The sequence below is a fragment of the Paraburkholderia sp. J69-1 genome (assembly GCF_905220255.1).
Classification (GTDB): domain Bacteria; phylum Pseudomonadota; class Gammaproteobacteria; order Burkholderiales; family Burkholderiaceae; genus Paraburkholderia.
Map to the genome: position 1 here is coordinate 419,374 of NZ_CAJMZG010000002.1, position 14,121 is coordinate 433,494.

Annotated in this window: 13 protein-coding genes; 9 read left to right on the forward strand and 4 right to left on the reverse strand. The window is 61.9% G+C overall.

Going from position 1 to position 14,121, the window contains the following annotated elements; genetic code table 11:
* Positions 1–211 precede the first annotated feature (211 nt).
* Both U5A67_RS04955 and U5A67_RS04960 read left to right on the forward strand, forming a co-directional pair.
* Positions 212–1,573: a HAMP domain-containing sensor histidine kinase gene (locus U5A67_RS04955; RefSeq protein WP_321813277.1), complete on the forward strand. Its 1,362-nt coding sequence runs from the start codon at positions 212–214 to the stop codon at positions 1,571–1,573.
* Positions 1,570–2,607 (forward strand): response regulator, encoded by a 1,038-nt coding sequence (locus tag U5A67_RS04960; protein WP_205982297.1) that lies wholly within the window; start codon positions 1,570–1,572, stop codon positions 2,605–2,607. Before U5A67_RS04955 ends, U5A67_RS04960 begins: the two co-directional genes overlap by 4 nt.
* A gap of 40 nt (positions 2,608–2,647) precedes the next feature.
* On the opposite strand, the gene cqsA is transcribed toward U5A67_RS04960, so the two are convergent.
* The gene (gene cqsA / locus U5A67_RS04965; RefSeq protein ID WP_205982296.1) at positions 2,648–3,946 is read right to left on the reverse strand and encodes an alpha-hydroxyketone-type quorum-sensing autoinducer synthase; all 1,299 of its coding nucleotides are present in this window, start codon (positions 3,944–3,946) and stop codon (positions 2,648–2,650) included.
* A gap of 1,016 nt (positions 3,947–4,962) precedes the next feature.
* A complete protein-coding gene (locus U5A67_RS04970; RefSeq protein WP_321813278.1) occupies positions 4,963–6,162 on the reverse strand; it encodes a GGDEF domain-containing protein in 1,200 nt (399 codons plus the stop codon).
* A 313-nt stretch (positions 6,163–6,475) separates the two neighbouring features.
* Here U5A67_RS04970 and U5A67_RS04975 point away from each other — a divergent pair, with 313 nt between their 5' ends.
* The 3 genes from U5A67_RS04975 (at position 6,476) to U5A67_RS04985 (ending at position 7,610) form a co-directional block, all read left to right on the forward strand.
* Entirely contained in the window at positions 6,476–6,748 is a 273-nt protein-coding gene (locus tag U5A67_RS04975; protein ID WP_321813279.1) for a DUF2795 domain-containing protein, read from the forward strand.
* 221 nt (positions 6,749–6,969) lie between these two features.
* Positions 6,970–7,320: a response regulator gene (locus U5A67_RS04980; RefSeq protein WP_321813280.1), complete on the forward strand. Its 351-nt coding sequence runs from the start codon at positions 6,970–6,972 to the stop codon at positions 7,318–7,320.
* 83 nt (positions 7,321–7,403) lie between these two features.
* Positions 7,404–7,610, forward strand: coding sequence for a hypothetical protein (locus tag U5A67_RS04985; RefSeq protein ID WP_205982292.1), 207 nt, complete (start codon positions 7,404–7,406; stop codon positions 7,608–7,610).
* 64 nt (positions 7,611–7,674) lie between these two features.
* Here U5A67_RS04985 and U5A67_RS04990 read toward each other — a convergent pair whose 3' ends face one another.
* Positions 7,675–7,944, reverse strand: a complete 270-nt coding sequence (locus U5A67_RS04990) for a hypothetical protein (protein WP_205982291.1) — start codon at positions 7,942–7,944, stop codon at positions 7,675–7,677.
* 157 nt (positions 7,945–8,101) lie between these two features.
* Here U5A67_RS04990 and U5A67_RS04995 point away from each other — a divergent pair, with 157 nt between their 5' ends.
* The 4 genes from U5A67_RS04995 to U5A67_RS05010 all read left to right on the forward strand — a co-directional run bounded on the left by U5A67_RS04995 (position 8,102) and on the right by U5A67_RS05010 (position 12,578).
* Complete coding sequence (locus tag U5A67_RS04995; protein ID WP_321813281.1) at positions 8,102–9,034, forward strand: LysR substrate-binding domain-containing protein; 933 nt, start codon at positions 8,102–8,104, stop codon at positions 9,032–9,034.
* A 90-nt stretch (positions 9,035–9,124) separates the two neighbouring features.
* The gene (locus U5A67_RS05000; RefSeq protein WP_321813282.1) at positions 9,125–11,269 is read left to right on the forward strand and encodes a phosphocholine-specific phospholipase C; all 2,145 of its coding nucleotides are present in this window, start codon (positions 9,125–9,127) and stop codon (positions 11,267–11,269) included.
* A gap of 92 nt (positions 11,270–11,361) precedes the next feature.
* Complete coding sequence (locus U5A67_RS05005; protein ID WP_205982288.1) at positions 11,362–11,967, forward strand: TetR/AcrR family transcriptional regulator; 606 nt, start codon at positions 11,362–11,364, stop codon at positions 11,965–11,967.
* An 89-nt stretch (positions 11,968–12,056) separates the two neighbouring features.
* Positions 12,057–12,578, forward strand: a complete 522-nt coding sequence (locus U5A67_RS05010; protein ID WP_321813283.1) for an Rrf2 family transcriptional regulator — start codon at positions 12,057–12,059, stop codon at positions 12,576–12,578.
* 65 nt (positions 12,579–12,643) lie between these two features.
* Here U5A67_RS05010 and U5A67_RS05015 read toward each other — a convergent pair whose 3' ends face one another.
* Positions 12,644–13,849: an NAD(P)/FAD-dependent oxidoreductase gene (locus tag U5A67_RS05015; protein WP_321813284.1), complete on the reverse strand. Its 1,206-nt coding sequence runs from the start codon at positions 13,847–13,849 to the stop codon at positions 12,644–12,646.
* Between the last annotated feature and the right edge of the window lie 272 nt (positions 13,850–14,121).

The window sequence follows — 14,121 nt, forward strand, 5'->3', positions numbered from 1 at the left end:
CACTGTCGTGACCCGTGCGCGGCCACGGCGCAAGCGGCGCGCCAGCGAGACATCCACGGGAGACCACCCGGCCGCACGCAGCAAAGCCGCAGTCAGGCACCAGCAAGGCAGCAGAACCGCAGGCCGGAATGGAACGTGCATCAGCGAACGTCAGCCCGTGCATTGCAACCCAGGCGACGATTTACGCGGCATCGAATTCCGGCATCGAAACATGAGCGATTCCACCCTGATGAACGTATCGAGATTCACGTCGCGCGCGCGGCGCGGCTGGGCGTCGTTGAGACCGCGCGTGGCGTACGCTTTCGCACCCGCGCTGCGCAACCTCCAGTACGTAAAAAGGCGCATGCGGCCGCTCGCGGTGGTCGCCAGTATCGGCTTCCCGCTTTATTACTATGTCTGGAAGGACCTCTTTCCGCAGCCGTATGAAAACCTCTGGCTGCGTTTGATCGGCGCATTGCTGTTCGTGCCGGTTCTCGCTTTCGAGCGCTGGCCGGCGTCCGTCAAAAAGATTTTGCCGTGGTACTGGTATCTGGCCACGCTTTACGCGCTGCCGTTCTTCTTCACCTTCATGCTGCTGAAGAACAACGGCAATGACGTGTGGGTCGAAAGCGCGCTGATCGCGGCCTTCGTGATGGTGCTGCTGCTCGACTGGCTGATGCTGGTGCTGCAGTTTCTCGTGGGCATCGGCCTCGCTCTGCTCGCCTATGTGCTCACGACCGATCCAATCGTGCTGAATGCGAACTATCTCACGCATCTGGCGATTTTCTCGTTCGCGGTGGCGATCGGCGCGGTGGCCAATTACGATCAGGACCGTATCCAGATCGAACAGGAGCGCGCCATGCTGGCCACCGCAGGCAGCGTGGCGCACGAACTGCGCACGCCGCTGGTGGCGATTCGCGTGGGCGCGGCAGGTCTCATGCGCTACCTGCCTGCGCTGCTCGATACCTATGCATTAGCCCAGCGCAGCCGTCTGGCCGTGCCGAAAATACGCGTGGCGCATCTGCATTCGATGCAAGGCGTTGTGAGCCGTATCGAACAGGAAGCGTTGCATTCGAATGCAATCATCGACATGCTGCTCGCGACCGCGCGTTTCACAGGCGGCGCCATGCAAAACGCAACGTCGTGTTCGATTGCGCATTGCGTCGAAACCGCACTCGCGCGTTATCCGTTTCGCGAAGGCGATCGCGCACGCGTGCATTGCAATCTACGGCCTGATTTCGAATTCGACGGTTCGGAAATGCTCACTGTCCACGTGCTGTTCAATTTGATGAAAAATGCATTTCGACATATGGGCAGTATCGAAGGCGCGCATATATCGATCAGGCTCGAAAGTGCCAAACAGTTCAATCGGCTGATTTTTAGCGATACAGGTGCGGGTATTTCGTCCGAAGTCTTGCCGCACATCTTTACCCGCTTTTATACTTCATCCACCGCCACCGATGACGTGTCGCTCGGAGCAGGAATCGGGCTGGCATTCTGCCGCGATGTCATGCAAGCGATGGGGGGAGCAATTGCCTGCTCTTCGGTGAAAGGCAAGTACACCGAGTTCGTTTTGACATTCCCTGCGCCATGACGAAAGCCACTCCGAAATCCATTCAGCCCCTCTCCTGGCCGACCACTGCCGCGTTCGTCGACGACAGCGCGGCGTTCCTGTCGAATCTGAGCCTGCAACTCGATCCGGAGCTGGCGTTTCGCCTCTTCAGTTCGCCTGCGGATGCGCTGCGCTTTCTGAATGGACGTGCTGCGCTGGATCAGCCTGCATCGCCCATTTTCAGCCCCTATCTGGACCGCACCGAAGAAAACGATGCGCATCAGGTGATTGCCATGCGCGTGGATGCAATCCGCTCGCTGGTGCACCGGCCTGCGCGCTTCGAATCGGTTTCGGTCGTCGTGGTCGATTACGACATGCCGGAGCTGAACGGCATCGAATTCTGCCGTCGTCTTGCCAATCCGGCGATCAAGAAAATCGTGCTGACCGGCAAGGCCGACGAACATGTGGCCGTGAAGAGTTTCAACGAGGGTGTGATCGACCGCTTTATCCGCAAGCATGAAGTCGATGCAGTGGAAACCCTCAATCAGACGATCCGCGATATGCAAAGCGCGTTCTTCGACAAGACCTGCGGCACGGTGCTCGATGCGCTTGCGGTATCGGAATATGCGTTTCTCAAGGACGTCGGGCTCGCGAAGCATGTGCAGGGCATCTTCGAAACGCTGGGTATCGTCGAACACTATCTGTCTTATCAACCTCACGGACTGCTGATGTTCGATGCCCAAGGTACGGCGTATCTGCTGATCCTGCACACCGACGAATCGCTGCGTGGCGTGCGTGAAATCGCCGTCGAACAGGGCGCGCAAGCCGCGTTTCTCGACGAGATCGACAACCATCGCAGCGTGCCCTACTTCTGGCGCACCGAAGGCTACTATCCGTCGCAATGCGTGGAATGGCAGCCGTACATGCATCCGGCATCGGTATTCGAAAGCGATCGCCGTTATACCTATGCAATCGTCAAGAAGCCTGCGGGTCTCGCGCTGGACAACGTGCTGCCCTACGACGCCTACCTGAACCGGCTCGACCGCGAGATTCAGGCGGCGTGGAACTCTCACTGAGACTTCCACACCCGCCCCTTCAAGGCGGAAACGCGCTACTTCACGCTGCCACCGGCAGATTCACCAGTGTCGGTGCCTGAAGCACGCGCACGCGGCCTGCGCCGCGCTCCATCAGACGGCGTGTGGACGGCCAGTTCCACATCTGCACTTCGTCGCGAATCGCTTCGCAGACATCCACGAGCCGCTCCAGTTCCGACTCCGCCAGCGCTGCATTGATCGAGAGCCGCACCAGCGAGCGGTTCTGCGCCGTGGCCGGCGCGCAGAACACCGAACCGAAGATGCCGCGCGCTTCCAGCGCATCGCGCAACACAATGGTTTGCGGCTCCGGCCCGGCTTCGAGCGCGATGATTTGCGTCTCACTTCCATTCAGGTTGTAGCCCAGATCGGTGAGCCTCGAGCGCAGATAACGCGCGTTCGCCGCTACGCGCGCGCGACGCCAGTCGTCGCGCTGGATCACGGCCAGCGTGGCCGCCAACCCCGCCGTTTCGTGCGGCAGCAACGTCGAGCTGAAGATCGCCGGCAAGGCCTCGCATTTGAAGTATTCCTGGAAACGGCGCGAACACGTGACGATGCCGGCGCGCCCCGCGAAAGCTTTCGCGAGGCTCGCGGTGCGGAAATGCACGCGGTCGGTGAGGCCCAGTTCGGCGACCATTCCCGCGCCATGCGGACCGTGCGTGCCGAGCGAATGCGATTCGTCGACCACGAACACGCAATCGTGCGCGGCGCAGACATCTGCGAAGGCCTGCAGCGGGCAGACGCTGCCATTGGTGCTGTACACCGAATCGACGATCACGATGCCCGGCCCATATCGCAGGATGCGCTGTTCGAGATGCTCGACATCGTTGTGGAAGAAACTGATCGCCTTGGCGCCCGCGCTGCGGACGCCTTCCCAGAGCGACATATGCGCCATCATGTCGACGTAAACCGGCGTCTGCGCGTTCGCGATCGACTGGATCAGCCCGGTGTTGGCCGCGAAACCCGACTGGCACAAAACGCTGGTTTCAGCGCCCATATAGCGCGCAAATGCGTCTTCGAGCTGCAGTTGCGGACAATCGTCGCCATGCAGGAACACGCCTGACATCAGCAGGCCGTTGCCTTCGTTGCGGATACTGCTGGCCATCGCATCGACAATCTCAGGATGGCGCGCGATCGACAGATAATCGTTGCTCGACAGATGCAGCGCATTGGCGTCAGGCACGCGGCCGCGCATGATGTGACCGCCCGCCCAGCTCTGCTGCACGCGCTCCCCGTAGTAGCGGTCCACACGCGCGGCGAGGAAAGCCGGCAGTGCGGCGTCGTTGTTGTGCGCATCCCGCCAATTGTTATTAGTCGTTTGCATCTCAGGCTCCAGTGGTTGATGGCCGCCTCCCCGCAGGCGACGTCCCGTCAAAGAACCTTTGGGATGGCAGGCCGGTAATAAGCCCACGCCGGCCTGGCACACGCGCACGGACGTAGCGCGGCCACACCGGCAATGGGCGTTTGAATGCAGAAATAACAAAGACGGATGAGCGCGCGCAGGGCGCACGACACGCGACGGACGCGCGCATGGAGACAGGCCCCGCGCCGGCTGCGCCAGCAGACACGGGTGCACCCGCGTGCGTGTGTCGCATGAACACAGGCACGGGCGCACCAACACGTGCGCGGCGCGCTACAGCGCGCGGAACCACCCGGCGCAACCGGCCGGGCCTTGCGGCCCGGGGCGCGCCGTCTCCCTTTGATGCGTCCGGCGCTCACGCGCACGAGGGCAAGCTCATGCGCACGGGTATTCGCGCGAACGCGCACGCAAGGCAGCGGTTTCGCAGGCGAACGGACTCGCTCGACGCCGTGGGCGGGCGCCTCGACATCCGTACGAATCCCGCTTTGCGTGATCGCCACTGGGTACCAAGGAAGAGACGCCTGCCCGAAGAATGCGGTGTCTGCCAAAGCTGCGCGAATGCAGGGCCGCGCGGCCGGCTGGAATGAACGTTGCATGGAACGTCACCCACACCTTTTGATAATTATCCTTTAAAAACAGCGACGTGACTGATTTCGTCCGCAACGAGATGCTGTTTGAATAGTGAAACGATTGCGCCCTGTTGTATCGCATAAGCCATCGGGCTTAGCGCGTTTTTTGGCATTCATTTCGCATGACTGCCAGCGTTGAGTCAGGACTTCGAAATAGATTCGACAGACTCGCAGCGGGTCACGCTCGCGCGATCCGGTTTGCAGTCCTGTTGTGCTGGCGCGCTAGAAAGCAGGTCCGATGCGGACAATATTGCCGGTTTTCATTTGAATTTTTTGTGACACCGGCGAAGGCTGATGGCTCTATTCGATTACCGGGGTCAGGACACCGGTTGCGCGGCCGCTATGCGATGACTATGCCGTCACCACGCGGTCGCGGCCGCGCGTTTTGGCCTCGTAGAGCGCGGCATCGGCGCGCGCCATCAGGTTGGCCAGGGTGTCGCCGATCTGCAGGATGTCCACGCCCGCGCTGAACGTGAGGCCCGCATGCGGCGCCGTTTCCTCCTGCGATGGGTGCGCAGGCAACGATTCCTGCCCTTGCAAGGGCGTATCGCCGCCGCGCCGCACGGCCAGTGCGGCCACGCGCAGTGCGTCGAGCCGCACGACCGCATCTTCGCGCGAGATCGCGGGCAGCAGCAGTGCAAACTCCTCGCCGCCAAGGCGTCCGAACAGATCGGATTCGCGCACGCCGGTTGCCACCACGCGGCCGAAATGCGCCAGCGCGCGGTCGCCCGCCGCGTGGCCGTAGTGGTCGTTGATACCCTTGAAATGATCGATATCGACGATGGCGAGCACCACCGGCGTGCCCTTCGCACGCGCGGTATCGAGCAGCGCCAGCGCCTGCGCAAGGAAGGCGCGGCGCGTGAGCGCGCCCGTGAGTTCGTCGCGATTGGCAAGGCGCTCCAGACGCTCGGCCATGCGATCGTGCGCGAGCAGCACCATGCCGATCGACAGCGAAGGCAGCACCAGAATCCCCAGCGCGAGCCAGACGACGTTCAGCGGCGTGGCCGCCAGCAGCGTGGTCTGCTCGACGAGGCCCGCGCCATACACCACGCCGCGCAAGCCGTGCGCGCAGCCGCCCAGCCATGCCGATGTGGTGACGAAACGATAGCTGTAGACCGGGCGGCCCGGCGGCCGGTAACGCAGCGCCATCCAGCCGACCACCGCGTAGATCGACGCATGAAATGCCGAGACCAGTGCGATGCGCGCACCCAGGCTTGGCTGCGCCCAGCACCACCAGGCGCTGCCCGCCGCGACCAGCGCGCAACCGGCCCAGGCGAGCGGCGCACGCGGACGCAGCCCGAAGAATTCGCGGCAGCCTTCCAGCACGCGCGTCACGGCCATCGCGAGCAAGGTATTGGAAACGAGGATCGTGATGAACGGCACACCCAGGCGCTGCATGCCCGTCAGCACGAGCGCCACGCTCGCCCACACATAAGCGCCGATCCAGCGGCTCACGCCCGGAATCGCCGCAGGCCGCAGCGAACCGAGAATGGCAAGACTCATGATGCTCGAAAGCACCGTAACGAGGAGGATATTGACGGGATCTAGCATGAATGGCGCGCGCCATCGCGTGCAGGCGAAATAGGGCTCGCATCAGTTTAGGGCAGAAACTTTAGAAATATGGTGTCGGCATATGAATTTATGCCTTTCCTTTCGTTAAGGATTGTCAGAGCGCTTATTCAGTAAATTATTCCGGTCTGAATTTCATGATGTTTTATGAATTCGATTGCATGCACATCTAATTCTCGATGAATTATTTCGGTATTCGGATTTTATGCATTGCGCACCAACGCATGAGCGGCCATATCGATCGACGGGAACAGCAACTGCTGAGTAATGGGCAGATCAATCGCAGGAGACGCTCATGTCTACCGCAACCACTGCCTCCGATTCCCCGCCGGACAATCCGCGCGAGGCGCTGGTCGAACGCGTGCAGCGCGCCGTCGACGGCGTGTCTTATCCCGCGCACCCGCCCACGCTGATCGACGCAGCCGGCCATCAGCACGCGGATATCGACGTGATGGAAGCGCTGCGCCGTCTGCCTGACGAAGCGTTCGGCAGTTTCCCGGAAGTGTCGGCTTCGATCGTCGCGGGACTCGACGCGCGCGCCCAGCCGCGCCGCGACGTGCCGGGCTGACGCCGTCCAGCGAGATTCAGGGAGGCCTCATGACGCAGATGAAAACCACGGGAACGGAAGTTGCTGCCGTAAAGCGCACGTCGGTCGGGCACAAGTCCGATCCGGTCGGCCCTCGTCCGCGCGGGAAAAATCAACGGCAGGAGCCGATCGCGAAGAACAAAGGCATGCACGGAGTCGCCCACCACCAGGCGGCCGGTGCGCGCCGCTCAGGCAAACGACGTATGGCTACTGTTTTACTCGTCGACGACGATATCAATGCGCTCAACGCACTCAAGGAACTGGTCGGACAGGAAGGCTATCGGGTAAGAACCGCCGAAGACGGCTCGGTGGCGCTAAAGAGCGCGCTGGCCGATCCGCCCGATGTCGTCATTTCCGATTGCATGATGCCGCGCATGGACGGCCTCTCGCTGATGCGCGAAATGCGCCGCAGCAGCCGCCTTGTCGATGTGCCGCTCGTGCTGGTGTCCGCCATCGTGACGCCGCCGCCGGATGCCGATGTCGACGGTTTTTTGCGCAAGCCTTTTGCGGTTGCGCAACTGCTCGATCTGCTGCATCGCATTGCCGGGCTGTGATGGTGCGTCCAAGCCGCCCAGGGTACGCGCGATGCGCATTATGCGGTGTGATCTTGTCGATCCGTTAGATCCAGGAGAAAGCCATGACCGACTACGCAGGACGCTCACAGGACGATCGCGTTGCACAGCGCAAGCATGAGAAGCAGCGCGCCCAGGAGCCGCCGGGCGGCGATATGGCCGTCCACGGCACCGAACCGGACAGCACGCATAGCAGCGGCGAACTATCCGAGCGCGGCAAGGATGTCTGGCGGCGCGGCGCCGGGTTGGATGGTGGAGGAAAGAGCGATTGATCCGCTCTAGCAGTGCTGCGCGCGCTTCGTTCAAGCGCGCGCAATGGTCTGTACTCGCATCGTTTCAATGACGCTTCGCGTTACGGGTGTTCTTGTTCGCCTGAGCATCGTTCTGCGTGCGCTCCTGATACGCATCGCCGCCCCAGCGGTCGGTGTCTTCCAGACCGCGTTCCAGATCCTCGTGGCCCTGGACGCCAACCGAGCGCGGCTCGTGCGGATGTTTCGTCGCCACCGGCTCGCCGCCTTCATGGCGCGGATGCTTCACCTTCGCATCTTCGTCCAGTTCATGGTTTTGCGCCGGCGGGGGTTCCGTGCGCTTGCGCTGATCGTTCATGACGAGCCTCCTTTCGAGTGCTTCAAATCGTGCTGCGTGCGAGAAAGCCTCTACTCATCGCGCAAACCCGGTGCCCGCTGTTTCTGCGTTAATCCGCGCCTTAACGAAACTGTCGCGCATGCACGGTAGAGTCGATTCCATTTGCCGTTCGGAACCTATGCTCGCCCCGCTCCTCGCGCCGCTTGTCGCCGCTTTCTACGAAACTGTCCGGCATGGCAGCATCACCGCCGCCGCGCGCCATCTCTCGATCAGCCAGCCCACGGTTACCGCACGCATCCAGCAACTCGAAAAGCACTATGGCGTCGAGCTGTTCCATCGGCGCGGCAGCCGCGTGGAACTCACGCAGACGGGCGCCGCGCTCATGCCGCTAATCGACAAGCTGATGGAAAGCGAACTGGCGATCGACTGCGCGCTACGCGACGGCCGCGCACTCGATACGGGCAGTTTCCGGCTGGGCACGACCGGCCCCTACTACATTCTCCCGGCCGTCGCGGCGTTTCGCCGCCGTTATCCCAACGTGCAGATCGGCATCGAGGTCGGCAATTCGAAGGAAGTGCTCGATGCGCTGGTGGAGTACCGCGTCGATGTCGCGGTGTCGTCCAATCGTGTCGATGACCCGGCGCTCGCGCGCCACCGCATCGCCAGCGATTCGCTCGTGCTGGTGGTCAATCCCGCGCATGCGCTCGCACAGCGGCGCAGTACGGACCTAGGCGTGCTCGCACACGAAACGCTGCTGCTGCGCGAGCCCGGCTCGCGCACGCGCGACGCCACCGAAGCCGCGCTCAAACGACGCGGCGTCGAACCGGCGGCGATCATCGAAATCGGCAGCCGCGAAGCCATCTGCGAGGCGATTCGCCACGGGCTGGGCTGCACGCTGATGTCCTCGGGCGAAGTGCCACGCGGCGTGGCGCTCGTCAGCGTGCCGATCGAGCCGGACGGTCCCGTCATGCACGAATATCTCTATCACCTCAAAAGCCGCACGAACGCGCGCCTGATTGCGGCGTTCATGGGCATGCTCGATGCGGAACCTGCCGATCTCGCCATCGATCATTCAAATACTTCGCATAACGATGTAATCGAATCGATCTAATAGCGAAGTCAACGCAGCGCACTAGCGCAAAACCGCTTGCGCGCGTTCCGGGTACGATAGATTCACCACGACCCGGAACCACCAGGCATCATGACTTCGAAGGATCGCCGTCAATTCCTGCGCGCAGCCGCCACGGGCGCCGCGCTCGGCCTGTTTCCACCGGCCATCCGGCGCGCGCTCGCCATTCCCGCGAACAACGCCACCGGCACGATTCAGGACGTCCAGCATGTCGTGATTCTCATGCAGGAGAATCGCTCCTTCGATCAGTATTTCGGCACCTTGCCGGGCGTGCGCGGGTTCGGCGATCGCATCACGATTCCCCAGCCGCAAGGCGCGAGCATCTGGCAACAAAGCGACGGCTCGCGCAGCGTGCTGCCCTTTCATCTCGACAAGAGCAAGGGCAACGCGCTGCTCGCGGGCGGCGCGCACGAATGGCTCGACGCGCACAGCGCCTGGGATCATGGGCGCATGACGCAATGGCCGAAATCGAAAGGCGATGTATCGATGGGTTATCTGGAAGCCGCCGATCTGCCGTTTCATTTCGCCCTGGCGAACGCATTCACGATCTGCGATGCGTATCACTGCTCACTGCACGGCGGCACCAATTCCAACCGTATCTTTCTCTGGACTGGCACGAATGGGCCGGGCGGTGACGGGTTCGAACCCCACGCGGTCGTGAACAACAATGGCTGGGACTGGCTGGGAACGTCGGCGAAAGGATTGAAATGGACCACGTATCCCGAACGTCTGCAGAAAGCTGGCGTGAGCTGGAAAGTCTATGAAAACCAGCCCGATAATTACAATGACAATCCGCTTTGTGGCTTCGCGAGTTTTCGCAAGGTGAATGAGTCGATTAACGGCTCGCCCAATGTACCGTGGACGCCGGAGATCGAAACGGCTTCACCGCTTTATAAAGGCATCGGCAATACCATGCCCGACGGCGGATTGCTTCAAGCGTTAGAGGACGACATTGCAGCGGACCGTCTGCCACAGATTAGCTGGATCATTGCGCCACAAGCCTATTGCGAACACCCGAACGTTTCCACGCCGGATCAGGGCGCGTGGTACATCCAGCAGGTTCTGGACGCGCTCACAGCCCGGCCGGAGGTCTGGAGCAAGACTGTACTGTTTGTGAACCACGACGAAAACGACTGCTTTTTCGATCACGTGCCGCCGCCCGTTGCGCCCTCGCCTATCGCCGATGGCGCTTATGCCGGCAAATCCACGGTCAGCACGAAACACGAATATTTCACGGTGCCCAACCCGCCCGGCGACGAAAAACCGCTCACGCCCGATGGTCTGCCTTATGGCCCAGGCCCGCGTGTACCGATGCTCGTGATTTCGCCGTGGAGCACGGGCGGCTTCGTCAACTCGCAGGCATTCGATCACACTTCCGTATTGCGCTTTCTGGAACGACGCTTTGGCGTGACGGAACCGAATATCAGCGCGTGGCGGCGCACAGTATTCGGCGATCTGACTGCCGCATTTAACTTCAGCAGACCGAATGAAAAGCGCAATGCGTCGTTTCCGGCCTTGAACAAAGCGGCTGCCGATGCACTCAATGCTCAGCAAAGCAAGCTCAGGCCCGTGCCGCCGCCTGCTGTCGCCGATCAATCCATGCCGCGTCAGGCGAGACTCGCGCGAGCGTCCCGTGCGCTGCCCTATCAATTGCATGTACACGCGGGCGTCGACGGCCGCCGCCGCGAAGTTCGCCTGGCCTTCGTCAACGAAGGCAGCGCGGGCGCAGTCTTTCACGTCTACGACCAGCTGCATCTCAAGCGCACGCCGCGCCGCTACACCGTCGAAGCCGGCAAGCAACTGGCCGACGAATGGACGCCGGAATCCGCCGACGATGGCCGCTACGATCTCTGGGTGCTTGGCCCGAACGGATTTCATCGCGGCTTTATCGGCAACGTGAATAACCCATTACACGGAGCGAACGCCGAAGCGCGTTTGCGCTACGACGCAGCGAACAATATCCTCACGCTGACGATAGAAAACAGCGGAAGCGAGCCCACCACGTGCAGCGTCAAACCCAACGCCTACACCAGCATCGCGACATGGACGGCCACCGTCCCCGCACATGGGCGCGTCGAACAAAGCTGGCCGCTTGCGGCTTCTGGCGGCTGGTACGACTTCACGCTCAGCGCCCACGATGGCCTGGCGCGCCGTTTCGCGGGACGACTGGAAACCGGCAAGGACAGCATCAGCGACCCGGAAATGGGGAGCGTTTAAGCCGGCCTTGAACGTATGCCAGTAAGACATTTCATATCGATTGATCTAAAATAGCGCCATCCGCCAGATAGCCACCAAACGATGGAGCCAAAATGGGCCGCCCCCGCGAATTCGACGAAACCAGCGTACTCGACGCCGCTTGCGGCGCCTTCTGGGCGCGCGGCTACGAAGGCACCTCCACACGCGATCTCGTGAAAGCCACCGGGCTCACGCAGCCTAGCCTCTACAACGCATTCGGCGATAAACGCGCCTTGTTCCTGCGCGTGCTCGATCACTATCTGGAGAACTCGCTGCGCGACCGGCTCGTGCGTCACGAAGCAGCCGCCACGCCGGGCACCGCCATCGCCGGATTTTTTGCGGAAACGGTGCAGCGCTCGCTCGACGATCCGGGCAAACGCGGCTGCCTGATGGTGAATTCGGGTCTGGAAGCCGCGCCCGACGACGACGAACTGCGCGACGCCATTGCCGCCGAAATCACACAGATTCGCGACTTTTTTTTACGTTGCGTGGAAGCCGGTCAACGCAGCGGTGAAATCGCCAGAACGGTCAGCGCGCCGGAAGCGGCTCAACATCTGCTGGCCGTGCTGATGGGCCTGCGCGTGCTCGCGCGCATTCACCCCGAACGCGAATGGCTCACCGGCGCGGTTGCGCCCGCGCTCACCCTGCTCGGTCTCCTGCCGGGCAATACCGCGCATTGAGTCCTTTTTTATAGCGTGTTCGTGCAGCAGCAAGCAACGCCCAGCCGTGTTACCCTTATAACTCCGATTCAATCAGTCGTGGTATAGCCATGTCTTACATCAGCACCGGCGTCGAGTACGGTTTGCACTGTCTGCTCTATCTTGCCGATCCCGAAGGCGTGCGCGAAGCAAGCGTGCGCGATCTGGCCGAAATGCAGGGCGTTTCCGTCGATTACGCCGCCAAGCTATTCACGCGCCTTGCCAAGGCTGGACTCGTTTCCGCCACTGAAGGCATTCGTGGCGGCTTCACGCTCGCGCGCGCGCCGCATGCGATCACGGTGCACGACGTCGTCGAAGCCATCGACGGCGAAAAAGCCCTGTTCGATTGCCGCGAAATCCGCTCGCAATGCGCGCTGTTCGACGATGCCGCGCCGGCATGGGCCACGCGCGGCACCTGCTCGATCCACGCGGTCATGCAAGGCGCCGAGCGCAGCATGCGCGAAGAACTGAAAAAGCACACACTCGCCGATCTCGCTACACGCGCCAATGCCAAAGCGCCGGCCAGCCACGGCAAACACGTCGTTCAATGGTTTGGCGAACGCGCTGCAAGCCGGCGTAGCGATCGCGCTTAAAAACCGCAGACGCAAAAAAGGAGGCTCTTTTCAGAGCCTCCTTTTGCATTCCGACTTGAGCGGGATTACGCCACCACGATCCGGCGCGGGTCCGCCGAAGCAAACACCTCGGCGCGATCCGCACGCGGCGGGTAAATCCATTCGGTGTTGATGCGCGTCTTGAGTTGCTTGGCTTCCATGCCGCTCATCTTCACTTCACGCTCCCAGCCTTCCGTATAGACCGCGCCCCACGGGCCCAGATCGAGGCAGGTCACATATTTGGGCTGGCTGTACGCGATCGTTTCGAGACCCAGCAGATCGGCGGCGGCGTTGTGCCCGGCCGAGCGGCCCAGATTCATTGCGTGCTGGCACGACATCAGCGTGCGGTTGCCTTCGTCGTCGGTGGCCGCGCTGGCGACATCGCCGGTTGCGTACACGCCGGGCACGCCTTCAACGGCCAGATTGGCGTCCACGAAGAGACGGCCTGCCGCATCGCGCTGCGCTGGAATCTGTGCGGTCAGCGCACTCGCACGCACGCCTGCGGTCCAGATCACCGTATTCGATTCGATACGCGTGCCATCGGCAGTCGTCACGCCTTGCGCGTCGATCGCCGTGACGCCGTGGCCGAGATGCCAGGTCACGCCCAGATCGCTCAACGCCGTTTCGATCACGGGACGCGGGCCCGGACCGAGATCGGGACCGATCGCGTCATTGCGCTCCACCACGACCACGCGCACGGGTGTGTTTTCGCCCAACGCAGCGCGCAGACGCGCCGGCATTTCCGCCGCCGTTTCAATGCCCGTGAAGCCGCCGCCCGCCACCACGACGGTATTGCGCGCGGGCGTATCGGGGCGTTGCGCCAGATTGCGGATATGCGTCTCGAGCTCGGCGGCTTCGTCGATCTGGTCGACGCTGAATGCGTGATCGGCCAGCCCGGCAATCTCGGGGCGGAACAGCTTGCTGCCCGTCGCGAGAATGAGGCGATCGTAGTGCATCGTGAACGCACGGCCTTGCATATCGTGTCCGTCCACTTCGCTACGGTCCGTATGAATCTGCCCGACCGTGCCCTGAATGAATTTCACACCCACTGCGTCGAAGATTTCCGTGAGCGGCGCCTTCATATTCGCCGGACCTTCTTCATACAGACGCGGACGCACATGCAGATGCGGGTCCGGCGCGATCAGCGCGATTTCGACATCGGTACGGCCAGCTTCGTCGATCAGGCGCGCTGCGCTCAGCGCGCTCCACATACCGGCAAAACCGGCTCCGACAATCAGAATTCGCTTCGACATATTCCACTCCTGTAGATCGTTGCGTGAGACCTGACGGCCTCGAACTGCTGCATCTGGAAAACGCGCTGCGCCGTCGCAACGCATAACTACGATTCTATGAGTCGTAGTTATGCGAGACAATGCGACTTAATGAAACACACTGTTGACTGGAATCGCCATGATCGAGAGCGGTTCCGCATGGAATTCATCGGATTAATCAATGAGGTGCGTGTTCGTCTGATGAAATGAAAAACGCCCGCGTGCACGATGCACGCGGGCGCTTTACGACATTC